Here is a 21,938-nt window from a genome sequence, read left to right as displayed (position 1 = left end):
CGGGCCCCGCTTGTGACGGGACGTCAGACGGTCTGCACCTCGGGCCAGACCAGCGTGGTCGCGCCCCAGGACAGCCCGCCGCCGAACGCGGTCAGCAGCAGCCGGTGCCCCGCGGTGAGCCGTCCGTCCGCCGCGCTCTCGGCCAGCAGCAGCGGCAGTGAGGCGGCGCCGGTGTTGCCGACCCGTGCGATGTTGCTCAGCCGCCGTTCGCCGGGGATGCCGAGCCGCTCCGAGACCGCCTCCAGGATGCGGGCGTTGGCCTGGTGCGCGGCGAACCGGTCGACGTCGCACGGCCGCCAGCCGGCCCGCTCGGCCGCCTCGGTGGAGGTGGCGGTCATCCGCTCCACCGCGTGCCGGTAGGTGTCGCGGCCCACCATCCGGAAGAAACGGTCCTCCGGTGCGGGCTCCCGGCCGGACGACCGCTGCCGCGACCCTCCGGCCGGCACCTCGATCAGATGGCTCAGCCCGCCGTCGCTGCCCAGCACGAGCGGGCCCACCGCGCCCGGCTCCTCGGGGGAGCCGGCCCGCAGCAGCACCGCGCCCGCGCCGTCCGCGAAGATCACCGCTGTGGTGCGGTCCTCGGGGTTGATGATCGTCGTGAACGCGTCCGCGGCGATCAGCAGCACCCGGTCCGTCACCCCGGCGGCGATCAGGCCCGCCGAGCTGGCCAGGCCGTAGAGGAAGCCGGAGCAGACGGCGGCCACGTCGAAGGCGGGCACCTCGCCGAGTCCGAGCCGCGCCGCGACCTGCGGCGCGGTGGCCGGGCACGGCTGGTCCGGGGTGGTGGTGGCCAGCACCACCGCGCCCGCCCGCCCGTCTCCCGCCGACTTCAGCGCCCGCAGGCCCGCCTCGACCGCCAGGTCGCTGGTCGCCGTGCCCGGGGCGACCACACGGCGCCGGGCGATCCCGGTGCGCGAGCGGATCCAGTCGTCCGAGGTGTCCAGGCGCCGGGCCAGGTCCTCGTTGGTGACCACGTCGGGCGGGACGTACGACCCGATCCCGCAGATCACGGCGGCCCGTCCGGTGCTCACGCGCCCGGCCCCGGACTGCTGAGGATCTCCAGGGGCAGGCCCATGTAGGCCATCCGGGCCTCGGCCATCTCGTCGGTCCACCGCTCGGCCATGTCATAGCGCTGCTCGGGAGTGGTGTCGAGCATCCGCACGCCGGGCCAGATCTCGTAGTCGCCGATCCGGTCGGCGTGCCGGAGCATGCCCTCCTGGAACAGTTCCTCGCGGTGGATCACGAACTCCCGGTCGGGGATCTCGTCCCACAGCCGCACGCCGGCCCGCAGGATCTCCAGCAGGCGCGGACGGTACTCGGGGTGCGCGGCCACGTGGTCGCGCAGGATGGTGCTGGCCACCGTCAGATGGCGGATCTCGTCGATCGCGGTGCCGCGGGAGATCTCGCCGGTGGCCGGGGACAGGGGAGTCCACTTGCGTTCGCTCAGCTCGGCGGCCGGCGCCAGCACGCCCTCGATGACGATGGCGAACACGGCGACACCGCCGGGGAAGTCGGCCTGGTCCCGGACGATGTCGAGGGTGAAGTCGACCACCGGGTCCAGCACCCGGGCGCGGTAGTCCCGGGCCATCTCGTCGATGCTCTTCAGGAGCGTGTCGGCCGGGATGCCGAGCTCCACCAGGTGGTTGCGGAACACGCGGGCGTGCCGTGCCTCGTCGAGCAGCTGGGTGGCGTAGAACTCCATCTCGGGGATGCCGGGCGCGATCGACACGTAGTGGCCGAGCAGCCGGGTGGCCAGCTCCTCGGACAGCCCGCGCAGACCGAACTCCAGCACCAGCGCCTCGCGCAGCGGGCCCGGCTCCTTCAGGAAGTCCGGGACGATCGCGTCGTCGTGGTGGCCGGTCACGCCGCGGTCGCGCAGCGTGCCCTGGGCCACCGAGGTGATCCAGTAGGCGAGGTCGCACTCCTCGGGACCGAGGGTGAGTTCCTTCGCCCCGTCCAGCAGACCGGGCGCCTTGTCCCAGTCGGCCTCGGGGGCCACGAGTACCTTGGACTGCGTCATGACGCGGCGGCCTCCTTCGCCGGATGCAGGGTGCCGGCGTGCAGGCGGCCGGCGTAACTCAGCAGGGGGAGCCCTTCGTCCGCCCTGGCGCGCACGACGTGGCCGAGCAGCAGCTCGCTGTCGCCCGCGGGATGGGCGGAGTGGAAGCGGCAGGTGTAGTGGGCGAGCGCGCCCGCGATGAGCGGGGCCTGCGCGTACGGGTCCGCGGTCCAGGGCAGGCCCGCGAACTGGGCGCTGCCGTCGGGGCGCCCGCTGTCGGCGAACCGGCGGGCCACCTCCGCCTGGTCACCGCCCAGCACGTTGATCGCGAACCGGCCCTCGGCGGCGGCCCGCCGCGCGAAGGACGAACCGGCCCGCAGCACGACGCCGACGAGGAGCGGCTCGCGCGAGACCAGGGTGACCGTGCTCGCGGTGGTGCCGTGCATCCGGCTCTCCGGGCCGGTGGTCAGCACCGACACGGGGGACGCCAGGTGGTAGAGCGCCCGGCGCCGTTCGGCCGGGTCCTGGCGGACGGGCCGGCGCGTGCGCGGGCCGGTCGCGGTCGCGGTGCTCATCGCAGCGCCTCCGCTTGCCGGGCCGCGGGCTCTCCGGCCGCGGCGGCCTGCGTCGGGGCCTCCTGCGCCGCGGCGGCGTCCGCCCGCGACGCCGGCACCGGCTTGCGGACCGGGACGTGCCCGACCGGCACCGGGTCCGTCACATGCCCGACCGGCTTGGGGTGCGGCAGGCCCAGGTCGTCCAGGAGCCGCAGGTAGCCGGGCTGGCGGACCGGCTCGAAGGGCAGCGCGAAGGACTTCATGAAGTTGCCGAACAGCCCGCGGTCGCCGAAGAGGTGGAAGGGCAGCACCAGCAGCGCCCACTCCGGCTTCACCAGCCAGCACCACAGCGCGGCCACGGCGGCCTGGGTGATGAGGCTGTGCATCACGTTGTACAGGACGTAGTACGCCTTGTGGATCGGCCGCCCGCCACTGCGCCGGAACGCGATCGCGCCCGGGATGTAGCCGATCAGGTCGATGTAGAGGAAGAGGGCGATCGCCGGCAGCCAGCGGATCTCGCCGAAGTGGGCGATCATCAGGCCGGTGGTGACGGCGAAGGCCACCAGGTACTCGGCGCGGTGCAGCGAGTACGTGCGTGGTGTCTCGAACGGGTTTGCCTGGTCCATGGTCAGCAGCTCCCTGATGCGCTAGGCGCCGACCGCGGCGGGCGGGGTGAGTTCGATGCCGCCGCTGATGCGCACGGCGGGGAACAGACCGGTCAGCGCCCAGGCCACGGTCTCCTTGATGACCCGCTCGGCGATCGGGTCGAGGATGCCCTCCAGACTCGGGATGCCGAAGTCGAAGTCGGCGTCGAAGCGGACCGCGACGTCGTCGCCGTCCTGCGTCACCGACCAGGTCCCGGAGAAGGAGTCGAAGTCCCCGTCGGACTGCTCGAAGCGGATCTCGCCCTGCTCCGGCAGCACGGTGTCGTCCTCGGTCCAGCGCAGCAGGCCGCTGCGGAAGTGCAGCTCCCAGCTGGAGGAGGCGGCGGGGTCGGGGTAGGCGGCGTGCACCGTGGTCGCGTTGACGTGGGGCGCCAGGTCCGGGTACCGCTCCCAGCGCCGTACGGCGTGCAGGACCGTCTCGGCCTGCTCCCCGGGTATCAGGGCATCGAGTTCGACGTGCCTCACGATCAGTTACCGCCTTCCGGCATCTTGGCCGCGCCCCGTACGAGGTCGCGGGTGGCCAGGTCGAAGGAGTTGAGGAGGAAGTCCACGTCGGTGTCGCCGAGCACGGCGGGCGGGGTGAACCGCACCACCGAGCTGCCGTTCATCGAATGGTTGGCGACCACTCCGTGGTTGAACAGTTCGATCAGCAGCTCGCCGGCCAGCCCGGCCTCGACGAGCTCGACGCCGATCAGCAGGCCCCGGCCGCGCACGTCCACCACGAGGTCGGGGATGTTGCGGCGCGCGATCTCGGTGATCGCCGGCAGCAGCCGGGCGCCGAGGTCCAGCGCCCTGGTGACCAGGCGCTCCTCCTTCACGGCCCGGATGGCGCCCTGGACCGCGGCCATCAGCACCGGCTGGCCGGAGAACGTGGCGGTGTGGACGTAGGGGTCCTTGTCGAAGGGGCGGAAGGCCTTGCGGGTGGCGACGGCCGCCGAGACCGGCATCACTCCGCCGCCGAGCGCCTTGCCGGCGAGCAGGACGTCCGGGAGGACGCCCTCGATGTCGGCGCCCCACCACTCGCCGAGCCGGCCGAAGCCGGACTGCACCTCGTCGAGGATCAGGAAGCCGTCGTACTCGCGCACCAGCTCCTCGACGCGCTTGAGGTAGCCCTTCGGCGGGATGATCACACCACCCTCGCCCTGGACCGGTTCGAGGATGACGCACACCTCGCCCGGGTGGGCGGCGAGTTCGGCCTCCAGGGCGTCGGCGTCACCGAAGGGCAGGTGCAGGAAGTCGGGCACCAGCGGGCGGAACGGCCGCTGGTAGACCTCCTTGGCGGTGGCCGACAGCGCGCCGAGGGTCTTGCCGTGGTAGCCGCCGCGCATGGAGACCGTGCGCTTGAAACCGCCCGCGCGGGCCAGCTTCAGGCCGGTCTCCACCGCCTCCGCCCCCGACAGCGCGAAGTGCACCCGGTCCAGACCGGGCGGCAGCACCGAGACCAGTGCCTCGGCCGCGCGGGCCACGGTGGGCTCCAGCAGGATGCGGGTCGCGGTGGGGTGGGTGCGCAGCTGGCGCTCCACCTCCTCCATCACGATCGGGTGGCGGGCGCCCATCACGAACACGCCGTAGCCGCCGGCGTTGAGGAAGCGCTCACCGTCGCTGGTGGTGAGCCAGGCGCCCTCGGACGCCACCTCCATGTGGCTGCCGAACAGCTCGGCGAGCGTGGCCCGGCCCTTGCTCAGATGCGCGCGGTACAGGCCAAGGACCTCTGCCTCGGCGTCGGCGGACGAAGCCGCCGGGGATTCCTGGATGACGGTCACGTGTGGCTCACTCCAAGGGGTCGTGGGGTCGTGCGGACAGGACCGGGACCGTGCCGCGGCCGAGGCCCTGTCCCGCCGCGGCAGTGGTGCCGTGACCGGGTTCTCACCGGCCGGCGAACCGTTTCAGCCGCGGCCCTAGGGCCTGTGGTTTGGATCAGGTCGGCCGAGAGTGACTGCGCCTCTCGGCCGCCCGCTCGGGTCGGCATGATCCAAACGACAGGCTCTAGGCGAGGACGAGCTCTCCGCCGTCGAACCAGCGCAGCAGCGGTTCGGCGGCGGCGGCGCGCGACGGCGGGTGGAAGGCGAGGGCCCGCAGCGCCGCGGCGGCCTGTGCCGGACCGGAGCCGCTGATGAAGTCCAGGCCGCCCAACAGCTCCAGGGCGCGGGAGGCGATGTCGGGCAGGGCGTTCTGCACGGCGTACCGGGCCACCAGCACGCGGGCCACCGACTCCTCGTCACCGGGCTCCGGGCCGGTCGCCCGCGCGACGCCCTCCAGCAGCGCGACCGCGGTCTCCATGTCCACGGCGAGGGAGGCCCGCTCCGCCACGCTGCCGCGCTCGCGCTCCAGCACCTGCTCCACCAGCGCCAGCGCACCGCCCGCGTAGCCGGCGGAGATCAGCATCTCGAACCAGACGAACCCGGCCGACTGGAGGTCGTCGAGGCGGTTCGGGTCGTCGGCGCCGGCCCGCACGACCATGCCGGCCGGCACGAACACGTCCTCCAGCCGCACCTCTTCGCTCTCCGCGCCCGCCAGCAGGTCGTTACCCCAGTACGGGTGCACGGTCAGGCCGGGCGCGTCGGCCGGCACCAGGGCGAGCGCCAGCTCCGGCTCGCCGTCGTCGCCGTGGATGGCGACGCTCGCCGTGAGCAGGCTCATCGAACGGGAGAGGCTGCACGGCTTCTTGGCGCCGGTGAGCAGGAACCCGTCGCGCACCGGGCGGGCGGTCACGGCCGGCTTGAGGATGTTCTGCGCCGTCCGGCCCTCGGCCCAGCCGGACGCCATCACCTGCTGGTCGGGCACGATCCGGCGCAGCAGGGCCGTCTGCTCGTCGGTCAGCCGGCCCTCCTTCACGGCCAGCGAGTACAGCATCGCGATGGTGAAGTGGTGCATCGACACGGCCGCCACCAGCGACGGGGACACGGCGCCCAGGGCCAGCTGGACCCGCAACGCGTCCAGGGCGTCGGCGCCGTGGCCGCCGTACTCCTCGGGGATCAGCAGACCGACCCCGCCGTGGATGCGGAACAGGTCGATCACCGGACTGCCGGGCCGCTCGCGGTCGGTGTACGGGATCTGGTCCAGCTCCTTGAGCAGACCGGGGTGGAAGCGCTCGCAGACGGAGCGGGCGAGTTCGAGGGAACGCAACGGAAGCCTCCAGCGGAAACGGCGGGGTTCAGGGGCGGATGGCGGTCAGGCGCCGAACACCGCGTCGTACGGGCTGACGCCACGGGCGATGCTGACGCCCTGCACGTGGGAGGTCTTGAGCATCGGGTAGTTGGCCTCGCCGAAGGCGCCGCCGGTGCGGCCGGTGCCGCCGTGGCTGGGCAGGTAGGGCAGGAAGCCGATGTGGGAGTCGTTGACCTTCAGCAGGCCGCCGTTGACGACCCGCCGCACGAAGGTCTCGATGACGTGGTCGGAACGCGACCACAGGGAGTTGCGCAGCCCGTAGTCGTTGCTGTTGACGAAGCGCAGGAACGCCTCCAGGAGGGCGTCGTCGTCCTCCCGCTCGGGGACCACGATCGGCACTAGCGGGAAGAACGTCTCCTCGCGCACCACGTCGTAGGTGCGCGCCCGGTCCAGGCCGTCCACGCGCACCACCGTCGGCTGGAGGAAGACCCCCGTCTCCGAGGGCGTGCCGTCCAGTTCGGTGCGGTGGCCGCCGGTGACCAGCTCGGCGCCGTTGTCCAGCGCCTGCCGCAGCAGCCGGAAGAACCGCTCGCTGCGCCGCACCGGCGACAGCAGCACGTCCTCCTCCTCGGGCAGGCCCGGCCGGATGCCCTTGACCTGCTCCTTCACCTCGGCGATCAGGCTGTCCGCGACGTCCGGGTGCACCAGCACGTAGTTGGGCACCATGCAGATCTGGCCGGAGCCGTAGAAGGCCTCGGTGATGGCCTCGGCCGCCCACTTGACGTCGGCGTCCTTCCACACCACGATGCCGTCGTTGCCCGCCAGTTCGAGGATGGGCTTCTTGCCGTGCGCCACGCACTGCTGCTCGAAGCGCAGGCCCTCCTGGCTGCCGCCGATGTAGAAGATGTCGTTGATCAGCGGGTCCGCGATCCAGCGGTCCATGGTCTGCTTGGGGTTGCTGCACACCGCATTGAGCACCCCGGCCGGCGCGTCCATCTCCTCCAGCAGCGGTGCCACCACGTCCCGCAGCAGCCACATGGTGCTCAGCGCGATGCTGCGCGGCGCCCGCACCACCACCGCGTTGCCGGCCATCAGCGCCAGCACGCACAGGGCGGCGCTCGGCAGGGGTGCGTTCTGCGGCGGGTTGAAGGCCACCACACCGTCGGGCTGGCGGTGCAGCACCAGCGTGCGGCCGGCGTACTCCTTCTCCACCCGCATCTGCTTGGTGTACCAGCGCAGAGAGCCCGGGGAGTAGATCTGCAGCAGGCAGCTCAGCTCCCAGCGGGCCAGCTTGACCGGGTGGGATTCGGCGACCAGCATGCGCAGGAACTCGTCCTGGTGCTTGATGAGTTCCTCGCGGAACCGGGTGCCCAGCCGCATCCGCCGCTCCAGCGGCACGGCCGCCCAGTCGGGTGCGGCGGCTGCCGCGGCCTGCGTGGCCAGGTCGATGGACGCGTCGTCCGCGACCGCGCAGCGCCCGACGACGTACGGGTGCCTGGCCGCCTCCGACTCCGGGTCCTGCTCCAGGGCGCGCTTCAGGCTCACGCTGGTGAACACGTCTTCCAGCAGGGACCGGCCGCTGACGGTGTACACCCACCCGTCACCCGCGACGTCCTTGCCCGCTATGTAGAGGTCGTAGCTCTTGATATCGGAAGGTGCCTCGGCACTCTCCTCCTGCGCGGCTTCGCGAAGCATCTTCAGCCTTTCACCTGTGGCGAGCGGATTTTTCGAAGCAGTGCGAGCGTGGCAGTGGAATCTGACCCGGCGCTGACAGGGGGCTGATTCAGCCAAGCCGGCCCAGCCGTCCGTCAGTGGGGCGTCAGCCCGCGTTGCTTGCATGAACCGCATGCCACCCGTCGACAGCACTGTTCAGCGCCTGCGTGATCTGCCGCGCGCCGAACTCGCCGAAGAAATCGAGTCGATCGTCCTGAAGAAATTCAGGGCGGTTCTCCTCATGGACGAATCCGAGGACCTCCCGCTCGACATCAGCTATTTCGATCTCGGACTCACCTCACTGCGGCTGACCGAGATACGGCAGAGCCTGGAGCGGCTCCTTGATCTCTCCATCAACGTCAGCGTGCTCTTCAACGAGCCGACGGTCGCCCATCTGGTGGACCACCTGACCCAGGCCGTCCAGGACAGTTCCTCTCAGGAAAGCTAAGGAGCCCCTCCATGCCGCGTGCGGAATCCCAGCAGCCGCCCGAGCCGGTCGCGATCGTCGGAATCGGTCTGCGATTCCCCGGCGGCAGCACCTCGCCCGACGAGTTCGACGCCTTCCTGCGGGAGGGGCGCAGCGGGATCGGCCCGATCCCGCAGGACCGGTGGGACGTGGCCGCGTTCACCCCCGAGACCCCCGAGGACAAGGGGAAGATCCACACCACCGCGGGGGGCTTCCTCGACCGCGTGGACCTCTTCGACGCCGCCTTCTTCAACATCTCCCCGAAGGAGGCCCGGTACATGGACCCCCAGCAGCGCCTGCTGCTGGAGACCGCCTGGCAGGCCCTGGAGCACGCCAACATCGACCCGGCACCGCTGCGCCGCGGCAACGGCGGCGTCTACGTCGGCGCCAGCTCCATCGACTACGCGCTGGAGCTGGAGTCCCTGCCGTACGAGGAGATGGACGGCCACCTGGCCTCCGGCATCACGATGTTCCCGCTGTCGGGCCGGCTGTCGTACTTCCTGGGGTGGCGCGGACCCAGCATGAGCGTCGACACCGCCTGCTCGTCCTCCCTGGTCGCCCTGCACCTGGCGGTGCAGGCCCTGCGCTCCGGCGAGACCGACATCGCGCTGTGCGGCGGCGTCAACGCCCTGCACCACCCGCGCATCCCGGTGATGTTCTCCAACGCGCAGATGCTCGCCCCGGACGGGCAGTGCAAGACCTTCGACGAGTCGGCCGACGGCTACGCGCGCGCCGAGGGCTGCGGCGTCCTGGTCCTCAAGCTGCTCTCCGACGCCGAGCGTGACGGCGACCGGGTGCTCGCCCTGGTGCGCGGCACCGCCGTCGGCCAGGACGGAGACAGCGCCGGACTGACCGTGCCCAACGGCCCCGCGCAGGAGAAGGTGATCCGCGCCGCGCTGGCCACGGCCCGCCTCGCCCCCGAGGACATCCAGTACGTGGAGGCGCACGGCACCGGCACCCCGCTCGGCGACCCGATCGAGTTCGGCGCCATCGGGGACGTGTTCGCCGAGTCGCACACCGCCGACAACCCCGTGCTCACCGCGTCGGTGAAGACCAACCTGGGCCACATGGAGCCGGCCTCCGGCATCGTCGGCGTCATCAAGACGGTGCTGCAGCTGCGCTCCGGCACCATCTACCCGCACCTGAACCTCACCACCCCGTCCGGGCGCATCCCCTGGGACCTCTACCCGCTGCGCGTGCCGACCGCCTGCGAGCCATGGCGGGCCGAGGTGCGCCGCGCGGTCGTGAACAGCTTCGGCTTCGCCGGCACCATCGGCGCGGTGGTCCTGGAGCAGGCACCGGAGGCGAGCCCCGCGCCGCAGTCCTCCGGCACGCCCGCCGCCCCGCTGTTCACCCTCTCCGCCAAGAGCTCCGCCGCCCTGCGCGAGCAGGCCGCGAACCACCGGCTGTTGCTCGACGAGCGGCCCGACCTCCCCCTCGACGCCCTCTGCCACACCGCCAACGTCGCCCGCACCCACCACCCCTACCGCGTCGCCGCCCCGGTCGCCGACCGCGCCGCCCTGGCCCGGCTCCTGGACCGGGCGGCCGGCCAGGACCACGAGGGCCCCAGCGGCATCCGCAAGACGGCCTTCATGTTCACCGGCCAGGGCTCCCAGTACGCCGGCATGGGCGCCGCCCTCTACGCGGCCCTCCCGGAGTTCCGCTCCCACGTCGACGCGTGCGACCGGCTGTTCGCGGAGCACCTGGACCGCTCCGTGCGCGACCTGCTGCTCGGCACCACCGAAGACCCCGGGGCGATCGACCGCACCGAGTACACCCAGCCCGCCCTGTTCACCCTCGGGTACGCCCTCGCCCGGCAGTGGATGGCCTGGGGCGTGCGCCCCAACGTGCTCGTCGGGCACAGCATCGGCGAGGTCGTCGCCGCCGCGGTCGCCGGCCTGTTCAGCCTCCCCGACGCCGTGCGGCTGGTCGCCGCGCGGGCCCGGCTGATGCAGGCGGTGCGCGCCGAGGGCGGCATGGCCGCGGTCACCGCCCCCGCCGAGGACGTCGAGCCCCTTCTGGAGAGCCGCCCCGACCTCGCCCTGGCCGCGGTCAACGCCCCCGACCAGTGCGTCGTCTCCGGCGCCCTCCCCGCCCTGGACGAGGTCTGCGCCCTCCTCAAGGAGCGCGGCGTGCGCGTCGACCGGCTCGCGGTCTCGCACGCCTTCCACTCCCCGCAGATGGCCGAGGTCTACGACGACTTCCGCGCCGCACTCGACGGCATCGAGTTCCACGAGCCGGCCATCAGCCTGATCTCCAACGTGACCGGACGGCTCGCCCGGTTCCGCGACATCGCCACCCCCGACTACTGGGTGCGGCACATCGGCGAACCCGTGCGTTTCCTGGACGGCATCCGCGCGGTGGCCCGGCGCGGCCGGCACGCCATGATCGAGATCGGCCCGCAGGCCGCGCTGACCGCGCTCGCCCGGCGCGGCGTCGTCGCCGAGGACCACCTGTGGCTGGCCAGCCTGCGCCGCCGGGACCGGACGGCCACCACCACCCTGACCGCACTCGCCGACTACTACGCCGCCGGACTCACCGTCTCCTGGCCCGGCTACCACGCCGGGCACGCCGTGCCGGCCAAGGCGGACCTGCCCACCTACGCCTTCCAGCGCAAGCGCTACTGGCTGCCGGCCGCCGGACCCCGCCGCGCCGCCGCGGGCGGCACCGCCCGCCACCCGCTGCTCGGCACCGAGGAGCGCTTCGCCTCGGGGGTACGGGAGTTCACCGCGGAGTTCACCGCCGAGGACCTCGGCCCGCTCGCCGACCTCGCCGACGGCGGACGCACCACCCTGCCCGCCGGCGCCTACGTCGACCTGCTGTTCGCGGTCCAGGACGCGGTCCGGGGCCACGCCCGGTCCGCCGTGCGCGACCTCCGGCTGCTCGCGCCGCTCGACGTTCCCGCCGAGACCAGGACCACCCTGACCACCCGCTGGCGGCCGCTGCCGGGCGGGGGCGCCGAGGTGTCGGTGTTCACGGTCGTCGGCGGGGAGGAGGACGTGCACGCCACCGCGGTGATCGCCGCCGACCGCGAACCGGTGGTCCCCGTCTCCGAACTGGCCGAACTGGACGCGGGCCTCGCCCCCGCCGGAACGCAGATCGACGACGAGGACATCTACACCGACCTCGCCTCCGTCGGCCGCCCGCACGGCCCCCGGATGCGGCTGCTGCTGCGCGCCGCCCGGCACGCCGACGGCCTGGTCACCGGGGAGCTGACCGGCCGGAACGCCTCCGCCGTCGAACACGTGCCGGCGGAGCTCGTGGAGGCAGCCGTCCAGGCGTGCGTCGTCCTCGACCCCGAGGGCCCGGTGTTCGTGCCCCGCGGCGTCGCCTCGGTCCGCCACTTCCGCAAGCCTCGCGGCGAGGAGCTGCGCGTCCTCGCCCGGGTGCACGGCGACCAGGACCGCCGCACCGCCGACGTACTGCTCCTGGAGAACGGCGACCCGGTCGCCGAACTGCTCGGCGTCCGGCTGGCCCGCCCCGAGGGCAGCACCGGCCGCCGTCGGTTCCTGCACCGCCCCGAGTGGGTCCGCCGCGCCCTGCCCGCACCGCGGACCACCGCGCCCGCCCGGCACGTCGTGCTGCTCGACCCGTCGCCCGCCCGCGCCGCCGACCTCGCCGGACGGCCCGGCCTGAAGGTCACCCTGGGCGCCGGTCTCACCGAACTCAAGGCGGCCCTGGAGGACCCCACCGTCACCGACGTCTGCCGCGTCTGGCGGCAGCTCCCGCAGGCCATGTCCGCCGACCGGCTGCGCGCCGAGTGCGAGGAGAACTACCGCGAACTGCTCGCCCTGGTCACCGCGCTGGACGCCACGGGCACCCCCCGGCCGCCCCGCCTGTGGCTGGTGACCGAGGGGGCCCAGTGCCTGCCCGGCGACCAGGCCGGCGACGGCGGACACCTGGCCGCCGCCACGCTCTGGGGCTTCGGCCGGGTGCTGCTCACCGAGTACCCCCAGTACCGGGCCACCCTGGTCGACGTCGCCCCCGGCAGCGGCCTGACCCCGCTGCTGGAGGAGTGGCACGCCGAACCGCCCGGCGAGTACCAGGTCGCCCATCGTCCGGGCCGCCGCTACGTCCGCCGGCTCCTCTCCGGCGACGCCCCGCTCACCTGGTCCGGCGGCTTCGAACTGCGCGCCCCCGACTCGGGCGACCTGTCCGACCTCGCGCTGGTCGCCGCCACGGACGTGCCCCCGGGGGCCGACGAGGTCCAGATCCGCGTCCGGTCGGTCGGCCTGACCGCCGGCGACGCCCGCACCGCCCTGGACACCGGCCGCGCGGAGCGCGAGGAACTGCTCGGCGCGGAGGAGGAGCCCCCGCCGCTGCTCGGCACCGCGGCCACCGGCACGGTCCTCGCCGCGGCCGAGGGGACCGGGTTCGTGCCGGGCGACGACGTCCTCGTACGCCACGACGGCACGTTCCGCTCCACGCTCACCGTCCCCGCGGCGGCCGTGGTGCACGCCCCGTCCGCCGAAGAGGACGACGGTGCCCGGCACTTCCGCCTCGACGAGACCGGCGAGGCGCTGCGGACGGCCCTGTCGGACCCGTCGGGACAGTCCTGGGTGACCCTCCCGGACGCCCCCGAGGCGGAGCCCGCCGACCCCGCCGAGGAGGTCCCGGCCGCCCTGCGCCCGGACCGCACCTACCTCGTCACCGGCGGTCTGGGCGGCCTCGGCCTGGTCACCGCCCGGAAGCTGATCGCCCTCGGCGCCCGCCACCTGACGCTGGTCAGCCGCAGCGGACGGCCCACCGAGGAGGCCGCCCCCGTCCTCGCCGACCTCGCCGAGCACGCCGAACTCGACCTGGTCCGGGCCGACATCGGCCGCGCCGAGGACGTGCGGCGGCTGGTGCGGCACCTCGCGGCCGGCCCGCGCCCGGTGGGCGGGATCGTGCACGCCGCAGGCGCCTACGACAAGAAGCTCATCGCCGAGCTGACCTGGGAGGCCATCGACGCCCAGCTGGAGGCCAAGGCGTACGGCGGCTGGCTGCTGCACGAGGCCGCCCAGTCCTCCTTCCCGGAGCTGGACTTCTTCGTCACCTACTCCTCGATCGCCTCGGTCCTCGGCGGCGCCACTCAGGGCCACTACGCCGCGGCCAGCGCCGCCCTCGACGCCCTCGCCGAGTGGCGCGGCCGGCGGGGCGTGCCCGGCCTGTCGGTGAACTGGGGCGCCTGGGCACGGGTCGGCATGTCGGCCCGCCTGGAGGAGCACCTCAGCCAGGAGATCGAACGCAGCGGCGTGCGCTTCTTCTCCCCGACCCGCGCCCTGGACACCCTGGCCAGGCTCTGGGGACGCCCCCGCACCCAGCGGGTGGTCGGCGAGTTCGACTGGGACCGCTACGTCGCGGGCAGCGTCACCGGCGACCTGTTCTACGACCGGCTCGCCCGCAACGCCTCCGACGACGACACAGGCCTCGACCTCACCGCGCTCGCCGCCCTCCCACCGGCCGAGCGGACCGCCGCCGTGACCGGGGTCGTCCGCGAGAAGGTCGCCGCCGTCCTGCACCTGGAGGAGGGCGACGAACTGAACCCGAACACCGAGTTCGTCTCCCTGGGCCTGGACTCGCTGATGGCCCAGCAGGTCAAGGCCGCCCTGGAGCAGGCGTTCCGGCTGCCCCTGCCGGCCTCGCTCACCCACGACCACCCGACCGTGCGGCAGCTGGCCCAGTTCCTCTGCGGGCAGCTCGAGCCGGTGCCGGCCGCCTGACGCACACAAGGACGGATCATGACTGACACACCCAGCGGCATACCGAGGGAGCGCTGGACGCTCACCCACTCCTCACGGGCCCACGCCGGCAGCCGGCCGGACCACCCGGCCATCATCTGCGAGGGCCGCGTCACCACCTACGACAAGCTGCACCGCGACAGCAGCCGTGCCGCGCACGCCCTGCGCGCCGGCGGCGCGCGGCGCGGCGACCGGGTCGCCTACCTGGGGCGCGAGTCGGAGAACTACTACGTGGTGATGCTCGCCTGCGCCAAGGCGGGCGCGGTCCTGGTGCCGGTGAACTGGCGGCTCACCCCGACCGAGGTGGACCACATCCTGCGCGACTCCGGCGCCGCCCTGATCTTCGTCGACGACGAGTTCTGGGACACCGTCGCCGCAGTGCGCCACCAACTGCCCGGTCTGCGGCGGGTGATCCGCGTCGACGGCACCGACGCCGACGGTGAACCCGCCCGCGGCGCGGGCCTGCCCGCCTGGGCCGCCGACCAGCCCGACTCCGAGCCGGTGCCGGGCACCGGCCCCGACGACGCCGTGGTGCAGATCTACACCAGCGGCACCACCGGACTGCCCAAGGGCGCCGTCCTCGCCCACCGCAGCTTCTTCACCCTGCCGCACGCGATGCGCGAGCACGGCGCCGCCTGGATCGACTGGCTGCCCGACGACGTCAGCCTCATCTCGCTGCCGGGTTTCGGCGTCGCGGGCATCGGCTGGTTCCTGCACACCTTCAACGCCGGCGGCACCAACGTGATCATGCCGCAGTTCGACCCGCAGGAAGCGGTCCGGCTGATCCGCACCCACAAGGTCACCACCACCTTCGCAGCCCCCGCCATGCTCCAGATGATGGCCGCCGAACGCGGCGCGGGACCGGAGGCGTTCACCTCCCTGCGCAAGATCGCCTACGGCGCGGCGCCCATGTCCGAGACCCTGCTCAAGCAGTGCCTGGAGACCTACGGCTGCGAGTTCGCGCAGATCTACGCCAGTACCGAGACCGGCAGTGTGGCGGTGTGCCTGCCGCCCGAAGCGCACCACCCGGGAAGCCCGGTGCTGGACTCGGTCGGCAGGCCGTGCCCCGGCAACGAGGTCAAGGTGATCGGCCCCGACGGCGACCCCCTGCCGCCCGGGGAGATCGGCCAGATCTGCGTGCGCGCCCCGTCCCGGATGCTCGGCTACTGGAACCTGCCCGAGGCCACCGCGCGCACCCTGGTGGGGGAGTGGCTGCACATGGGGGACGCCGGCTACCTCGACGAGGACGGCTACCTCCACCTGTGCGACCGCATCAACGACACGATCATCGTCGCCGGGCAGAACATCTACCCGGCCGAGGTCGAGAAGGCGCTCGTCGCGCACCCGGCCGTCGCCGACGCCGCCGTCGTCGGCCTGCCCGACGAGCACTGGGGCGAGAGCGTGCACGCGGTCGTCGTCCTGCGCCCCGGCGCCGAGGCGCACCCGCGCGAACTGCTGCTCTCCCTGCGCGGCCGGCTCGCCGACTACAAGATCCCCACCGCCTACCACTTCACCGACTCCCTGCCCCGCAACCCCTCCGGCAAGATCCTGCGCCGCGCGGTGCGGGAGCGGCTGACGGCACCGGCCCGGGACCCGCTGGCCGGCACGGTCGTATGACACCGCGTCAGCCACCACGGACAGAAAGGTCGTCGCCCATGAACGGGCCCCTGCACGTCGGCATCCTGCTGCCCACCCGGGAACAGGCCATCAACGGCACCTACGCGGCGGCCCCGCTGCTGGACTTCGCCCGGCAGGCCGAGGCGCTGGGATTCGACTCCCTCTGGGCGGGCGACTCGCTCACCGCCCGCCCCCGCCTGGACCCGCTCGTCGTCCTGGCCGCCGCTGCCGCCGCCACCGAGCGGATCACCGTCGGCACCGCCGCCCTGACCCCTGCCCTGCGCCACCCGCTGATCGGCGCCAACATGGTCGCGAGCCTCAGCCACGTGGCCGCGGGCCGGCTGGTCCTCGGGCTCGGCTCCGGCTTCCCCATGCCCGAGACGGAGGAGGAGTTCGCCTCGGTCGGCGCCAGCTTCCACGGCCGCGTCGGACGCCTCGACGAGATCACCGCCCTGTGGCGCACGGCCTGGCACGCCGGACAGGAGGGCGAACCGGCCGACTTCCAGGGCAGGTACTGGCAGGCCGACCACCTCGACCGGCTGCCCTCCCCGGCCACCGCCGGCGGCCCGCCGCTGTGGCTGGCCGGCAGCGACACCCCCAAGGTGCTCGCCCGCGCCGCCACCCGCTACGACGGCTGGCTGCCGTTCCTGCCCGACTCCGACGCCTACGGCCGGGCCCGCCGCCGGATCGCCGAGCTCGCCGAGGAGGCCGGCCGCCCCGCCGACGCCGTCACCCCCGCCCTGTACGCGACGATCACGGTGAATCGCGACGAGCGGGCGGCCGAGGCCGAACTGGAGCACTACATCAGCCACTACTACGGCCGTTCCCTCGACCAGATGCGCACCATCCAGGCCTACGCCTGGGGCAGCGCCGAGAAGTGCGCCGAATGGCTCGGCGGCTACGTCCGGGCCGGCGCCCGCCACCTGGTCCTGAGGATCGGATCGCTCGACCCGGAACCGCAGTTGAAGGAGATCGCCGAGGTGCTGCTGCCCGCGGTACGCGCCCTCGGCCCGTCCACCACCGTGGGGAGTACACAGTCGTGACCAGTACCACCAACGCAACGGACGCCGGCGCCACCGTCACCGCCGGCAGCCAGATGTCCCGTGCGGGCCAGTGGTTCCACCCGGTGGAGCCCTCACCCGACGCCTCGATCCGGTTGTTCCTGCTCCCTCACGCGGGCAGCGGCGCCATCATCTACCGGGACTGGGAGAGCCTGCTGCCGCCCGACATCGCCCCGCAGGCGGTGACCCTGCCGGGCCGTCACAACCGCCGGGAGGAGCCGACGTACGAGGAGTTCTGGCCGCTGCTCGAAGCCCTGCACGAGGCCGTGCTCGACGACCTGGACGACCGGCCGTTCGCGTTCTTCGGGCACTGCCTCGGAGCCCAGCTCGCGTTCCGGCTGGCCATCCGCATGGAGGAGGAGGGCGGCCCGGCGCCCGTCATGGTCGGCATGTCCGGCTGGTCACCCGTCGGCTTCTTCCAACCCACCGAGGAGCAGAGCCGGATGCCCGAGTCCGAGCTCGTCGAGTGGATCAAGAAGCTGGGCTCCTTCCCGGCCGAGATCTACGACAACCCCGAGATGCTCGCCCTCGTGGTCCCCGCGCTCCGCGCCGACCTCAGGGTCGCCGCCCAGTACGTCGACGACGGCGCCGGGGTCGCCTGCCCGCTCGCCTCCTACGGCGGGCGCTCCGACCCCCTGCAGGAGGAGCCGGACGCCATGACCCACTGGGCCGGACGCACCCCCGGCTACCTCGGCCACAACGAGTACTCCGGCGGCCACTTCTACATCGACACGCACGCCCAGGCCGTCACCGCCCACTTCGCGCACCGCCTGCAGCGGATCGCCGCCCACCACGCGCGCTAGCGCCGCGGCAGGCATCGTTCGCCCCGTCGCGACGCCCGGCACGCCCTCTCGGCGCACCGGCCGCACGCCCAAGTACGTCCAGTACGAGGGCTTCCGGCCGGCACGCCGAGAGCACGCACCGGACGCCGCTCCTTCACGGGCGAACGCCGCCTGCCGCGGCACCAGCGCCCCGACCGGAGAGGTCGACCGGCCGGCCTTCCCGGCCACAGCACCAGCGCGGCACCGGGAAGGCCCCCCGCTACGGCGCCTTCCCGGTCCGCACCACACCCCCAGCACCGGCCCCACACGAGTTCCCCGGGGGTTCCACAGCCCGCTCGGCCCTCGTGTCAGCGCCGTGTCAGCGGACTGCGCGACAGTGGCGCACGACCGTCCGCGGCGTTGGACGGGACACCACCCATGTCCCCACCGCCCCGGCGGCGTCAGCGCGTCCGAGTCCGACCACGGAGAAGAGCCGGTGCCCGTAATCCACCTGCCTGCCCCCTCACCCCTGGAGGCCGACGTGTCGCTCGCGGACCACACCGATGTCCTGGACTGGCCCTTCGCCCGCACCGAGGACGGAGACCCGCCGCCCATCCTGGCGGAACTGCGCAACGCGCCCCCCTGCGTGGTGCGCCTCCCGGCGGGAGCCGCCGAGTCCCGCCTGGCCTGGCTGGTGACCCGGTACGCCGACGTACGGCAGGCGCTGGGCGATCCCCGCCTCAGCGCCGACGAACGGCTGCCCGGCGCACCGGTGCGCATCCAGGTCCCGCCCGGCGGGAACCCGAGTTCCTTCCTGCGCCTGGACGACCCCGAGCACGCCCGGCTCCGCCGCATGATCCAGACCGAGTTCACCGCGCGCCGGGTGAAGCGGCTGCGCGAACCGGTCCAGCGGCTGGTGGACGAGCTGCTGGACGAACTGGAGGCACTGCCCCGGCCGGCCGACCTGCACGCGGTGTTCTCCCGCGCACTGCCGACCCTCGTCATCGCACGGCTGCTGGGCGTTCCGGAGGAGGACTCCGCGTTCTTCATCGAGAAGACCCGCGTCACCATCTCCCAGGAGGACCCGGCGGTCTCCCTGGCCGCCTTCGAGGAGATGTCCGAGTACCTGGCCAAACTGGCGCTGCGCAAGCTGGAGAGCCCTGGTGACGACCTGATCAGCCGCCTCGCCGTCAACCACCACGCGAAGGGCGACATCACCCTGGACGAGCTGGTCGGCATCGCCCGGCTGGTCCTGGTGGCCGGACACGAGACCACCACCAACCAGATCGCCCTGAACATCCTGGCGCTGCTGCGCGACGACGACCTGCGGGCGCGGGTGACCGCCGACGACGGCGCGCTCATACCGAACTTCATCGAGGAGTCGATGCGCTACTGGTCGATCTCCCAGGACGCGATGGTCCGGCTGGCGGTGGAGGACCTCGAACTCGGCGGTGTGGCCGTCTCCAAGGGCGACGCCGTCGTCATCTCCGTGCCCGCCGGCAACCACGACGAGTCGGTCTTCGCCTGCCCGCACCGGATCGACCCGCACCGCGACACCAGCGGCCACCTGCAGTGGGGCTTCGGGCCGCACTACTGCCAGGGGGCCCCGCTGGCGCGCCTGGAGATGGAGCTGTCGCTGCGCTCCCTGCTGCGGCGCTTCCCGAACCTGCGGCTGGCGGCCGACCCGCGCACGGTCTTCCGCCGCGGCACCGTCTTCCACGGGGTGACACACCTTCCCGTGACCTGGTGACCGGCCACGGTACCGGCACCACCGGCCAACCACCCGAAATGATCGAGAAACGGAGTCGTCATGACTTCTGAGACAAGCACGGAAGTCGTCGTCGAGGGGCGTGCGCCGACGCCCCCCGACGGCGCACCGGCCGCCGCCCCCTCGGCCGGTGCCCTCCTGGTGGTGCTCGTGGGCACGTTCATCACGGTGCTGGACTTCTTCATCGCCAACGTGGCCGTCCCCGCCATCAAGGCCGACCTGGGCGCCAGCGCCGCCCAGGCCCAGATGTTCGTCGTGGGCTACGGCGTCGCCTTCACCGCGGGGCTGATCACCGGCGGCAGGCTCGGCGACCTCTTCGGCCGCCGGCGGATGTTCACGCTCGGCATGGTGCTGTTCATGCTGGCCTCGGCCGCGTGCAGCCTGGCACCCACGGCGACCGTCCTGGTCGTCGCCCGCATCGCCCAGGGCGCCGCCGCCGCGCTGATGGTGCCGCAGGTGCTCGGCATCATCGGCACGGTGTACACCGGCGCCGCCCGCGACCGCGCCTTCAACGCCTACGGCCTGGTCATCGGAATCGCCGGCGTCTTCGGCCAGTTCATCGGCGGTGCCCTGATCACGGTCGACATCGCGGGACTGAGCTGGCGGACCATCTTCCTGATCAACGTCCCGCTGTGCCTGGTCTCCCTGGCCTTCGTCGGCCGCACGATCCCCGAGTCGCGCGGTGAGGGCGGCACCCGGCTGGACCTCGTGGGCGCCCTGCTGGTCACGGCGTCCCTGGGCATCATCGTCTTCGCGCTGCTGGAGGGCCAGGAGAGCGGCTGGCCGCTGTGGGTGTGGGAGGCGCTGGCCGGTGCGGCCGTCCTGCTGGCGGTGACCGTCTGGCACCTGCGCAGGCGGGCGGCGGCCGACCGGGGCCCGCTGATCGAACCCGCCCTGTTCAAGGGCCGGGTGTTCTCGGTGGGGCTGGCCGCGACGGTGGTCTACTTCCTCGCGATGGGCTCCTTCTTCTTCGTGCTGGCCCTCTACCTGCAGCTGGGCCGGGGCCTGTCGCCCCTGGCGTCCGGGTCCGTCTTCCTGGCCCTGGGCGCGGGCTACTTCGGCGCCTCGATGGTGTCGGCGCGCAAGGCCGCCTCGGTCACCGCCCGCAGGGTGGCCGTCGGCCCGCTGACCCTCGCGATCGGCTACGCGGCGGTCGCCCTGACCGCCGACCGCCTCGACACGACGGGACACGTGCTGTGGCTGCTGCCCGCCCTCCTCGTCGCCGGGCTCGGCATGGGCCTGACGACCGGCCCGCTGACCAACCTGGTGCTGGGCGCGGCCGCGCCCGAGCACGCGGCCTCCGCCTCCGGACTGCTGAACACCGCCCAGGAGGGCGGCGCGGCCGTCGGCGTGGCGATCGCCGGCGCGGTCTTCTTCCCCGCCCTGGCCGACGCCGGTGGCTCGGCGGGCGCCTACCCGCACGCGTTCGCCGTCACGCTCGTCCCGCTCATCGCCCTGGGACTCCTGGCCTCCGCCCTGGTCCTGGCGGCACCGGGCCGCACCGCACGGCGCTGAGGGTCCCCACCACCAAGGAAGGCAGGCGTCATGCCGTACGTCACCACCCGGGACGGGACCCGGCTCCACTGCACCGACTGGGGCGAAGGACGTCCCGTGGTGCTGCTCAGCGCCGCCATGGCGGACTCGCGGATGTGGGAGTTCCAGGCGCCGTTCCTGGCCGGTCAGGGACTGCGCTGCGTCACCTACGACCGGCGCGGCACCGGGCGCTCGGACGTCCCCTGGAGCGGCTACGACTACGACACCCTCGCCTCGGACCTCGCCGACCTGCTCGACCACCTCGACCTGCGGGACGTCCTGCTGGTCGGCTACGCGGCGGGCGGCGGTGAGGCCGTGCGCTACCTGTCCCGGTACGGCGCCGGGCGGGTGGGGAAGCTGGCGCTGGTCGCCTCGACCACGCCGTTCCTGCTGCGCGCCCCGGACAACCCGGACGGCCTGGAGATGGCGCTGTTCGAGGAGATCGAGAAGGCCATCCGGACCGACCGGGCCGCCTGGCTGAGATCACTGACCTGGCCGTTCTTCGCCGGCCCCGAGGCGGATCCGGCGAGCACGCCGCTCTCGCCCCGACTGGCCGAGTGGCTGACGGACCTGGCCATGGACACCTCGCCGCGGGCCGCCACGGAGATCTACCGCACGTTGTTCACCACCGACCAGCGAGCGGAGACGGCGGCCGTCCGGGTGCCCACCCTGGTCGTCCACGGCACAGCCGACCTCGGGGCGCCGTATCCGCTGTGCGGTCCCCGCACCGCGGAGCTCGTTCCCGGCAGCACCCTGCTGACCTACGAGGGCGCGGCCCACGGCCTGTTCGCCACCCACGCCGACCGTCTGAACGCGGACCTGCTGGCCTTCGCCAAGCAGTGACCGCGAGGGCGGGGCCTCCCGCGTTGCCGCCGCCCGGCCCCGGCCGGGCGGCGGCCGGGCATTCCGCCCGGCCCGCGCCCTGCCCTCCCCTCGCTCCCCGCCCGAGCCACCTCGCACACGTCTGTCACCC

16 protein-coding genes are annotated in these 21,938 nt (G+C 73.2%); 8 read left to right on the top strand and 8 right to left on the bottom strand.

Annotated features, from left to right (window positions below; all coding sequences use genetic code 11):
• Positions 1 to 23: 23 nt before the first annotated feature.
• The 8 genes from BJ965_RS09215 to BJ965_RS09180 all read right to left on the bottom strand — a co-directional run bounded on the left by BJ965_RS09215 (position 24) and on the right by BJ965_RS09180 (position 8,021).
• Entirely contained in the window at positions 24 to 1,031 is a 1,008-nt protein-coding gene (locus BJ965_RS09215; protein ID WP_184908227.1) for a beta-ketoacyl-ACP synthase III, read from the bottom strand.
• A complete protein-coding gene (locus BJ965_RS09210; protein WP_030854087.1) occupies positions 1,028 to 2,020 on the bottom strand; it encodes a ferritin family protein in 993 nt (330 codons plus the stop codon). The genes BJ965_RS09215 and BJ965_RS09210 overlap by 4 nt, the downstream gene beginning before the upstream one ends.
• Positions 2,017 to 2,574: a flavin reductase family protein gene (locus BJ965_RS09205; protein ID WP_184908226.1), complete on the bottom strand. Its 558-nt coding sequence runs from the start codon at positions 2,572 to 2,574 to the stop codon at positions 2,017 to 2,019. The genes BJ965_RS09210 and BJ965_RS09205 overlap by 4 nt, the downstream gene beginning before the upstream one ends.
• On the bottom strand, positions 2,571 to 3,179 hold the full coding sequence (locus BJ965_RS09200; RefSeq protein ID WP_184908225.1) for a hypothetical protein: 609 nt from the start codon (positions 3,177 to 3,179) through the stop codon (positions 2,571 to 2,573). Before BJ965_RS09200 ends, BJ965_RS09205 begins: the two co-directional genes overlap by 4 nt.
• Before the next feature lie 21 nt (positions 3,180 to 3,200).
• Positions 3,201 to 3,683 (bottom strand): type II toxin-antitoxin system RatA family toxin, encoded by a 483-nt coding sequence (locus BJ965_RS09195; protein ID WP_043378878.1) that lies wholly within the window; start codon positions 3,681 to 3,683, stop codon positions 3,201 to 3,203.
• A gap of 2 nt (positions 3,684 to 3,685) precedes the next feature.
• A complete protein-coding gene (locus BJ965_RS09190; protein ID WP_030862352.1) occupies positions 3,686 to 4,981 on the bottom strand; it encodes an aspartate aminotransferase family protein in 1,296 nt (431 codons plus the stop codon).
• Between the two features lie 223 nt (positions 4,982 to 5,204).
• Positions 5,205 to 6,344 (bottom strand): acyl-CoA dehydrogenase family protein, encoded by a 1,140-nt coding sequence (locus tag BJ965_RS09185; protein WP_184908224.1) that lies wholly within the window; start codon positions 6,342 to 6,344, stop codon positions 5,205 to 5,207.
• A gap of 45 nt (positions 6,345 to 6,389) precedes the next feature.
• Positions 6,390 to 8,021: an aldehyde dehydrogenase family protein gene (locus BJ965_RS09180; RefSeq protein WP_150483467.1), complete on the bottom strand. Its 1,632-nt coding sequence runs from the start codon at positions 8,019 to 8,021 to the stop codon at positions 6,390 to 6,392.
• Between the two features lie 151 nt (positions 8,022 to 8,172).
• Between BJ965_RS09180 and BJ965_RS09175 the strand changes: the two genes are divergently transcribed.
• The 8 genes from BJ965_RS09175 (at position 8,173) to BJ965_RS09140 (ending at position 21,808) form a co-directional block, all read left to right on the top strand.
• Complete coding sequence (locus tag BJ965_RS09175; RefSeq protein ID WP_030854101.1) at positions 8,173 to 8,487, top strand: acyl carrier protein; 315 nt, start codon at positions 8,173 to 8,175, stop codon at positions 8,485 to 8,487.
• Positions 8,488 to 8,498: 11 nt separating this feature from the next.
• Positions 8,499 to 14,207 carry a type I polyketide synthase gene (locus tag BJ965_RS09170; RefSeq protein WP_184908223.1) on the top strand — a complete coding sequence of 1,903 codons (5,709 nt, stop codon included), beginning with the start codon at positions 8,499 to 8,501 and terminating at the stop codon, positions 14,205 to 14,207.
• An 18-nt stretch (positions 14,208 to 14,225) separates the two neighbouring features.
• Complete coding sequence (locus BJ965_RS09165; RefSeq protein WP_184908222.1) at positions 14,226 to 15,842, top strand: fatty acid--CoA ligase; 1,617 nt, start codon at positions 14,226 to 14,228, stop codon at positions 15,840 to 15,842.
• 38 nt (positions 15,843 to 15,880) lie between these two features.
• Entirely contained in the window at positions 15,881 to 16,885 is a 1,005-nt protein-coding gene (locus tag BJ965_RS09160) for an LLM class flavin-dependent oxidoreductase (RefSeq protein WP_184908221.1), read from the top strand.
• A 53-nt stretch (positions 16,886 to 16,938) separates the two neighbouring features.
• On the top strand, positions 16,939 to 17,706 hold the full coding sequence (locus BJ965_RS09155) for a thioesterase II family protein (RefSeq protein WP_184916983.1): 768 nt from the start codon (positions 16,939 to 16,941) through the stop codon (positions 17,704 to 17,706).
• 454 nt (positions 17,707 to 18,160) lie between these two features.
• Positions 18,161 to 19,414: a cytochrome P450 gene (locus BJ965_RS09150; protein ID WP_184908220.1), complete on the top strand. Its 1,254-nt coding sequence runs from the start codon at positions 18,161 to 18,163 to the stop codon at positions 19,412 to 19,414.
• A 60-nt stretch (positions 19,415 to 19,474) separates the two neighbouring features.
• Positions 19,475 to 20,947: an MFS transporter gene (locus tag BJ965_RS09145; RefSeq protein WP_184908219.1), complete on the top strand. Its 1,473-nt coding sequence runs from the start codon at positions 19,475 to 19,477 to the stop codon at positions 20,945 to 20,947.
• Between the two features lie 30 nt (positions 20,948 to 20,977).
• On the top strand, positions 20,978 to 21,808 hold the full coding sequence (locus BJ965_RS09140) for an alpha/beta fold hydrolase (RefSeq protein WP_184908218.1): 831 nt from the start codon (positions 20,978 to 20,980) through the stop codon (positions 21,806 to 21,808).
• The last annotated feature ends 130 nt before the right edge of the window (positions 21,809 to 21,938 follow it).

It is taken from the genome of Streptomyces luteogriseus (assembly GCF_014205055.1).
Classification (GTDB): Bacteria; Actinomycetota; Actinomycetes; order Streptomycetales; family Streptomycetaceae; genus Streptomyces; species Streptomyces luteogriseus.
Note: the sequence above shows the minus strand (reverse complement) of the source record. Positions and strands in the feature narration are given on the sequence as shown.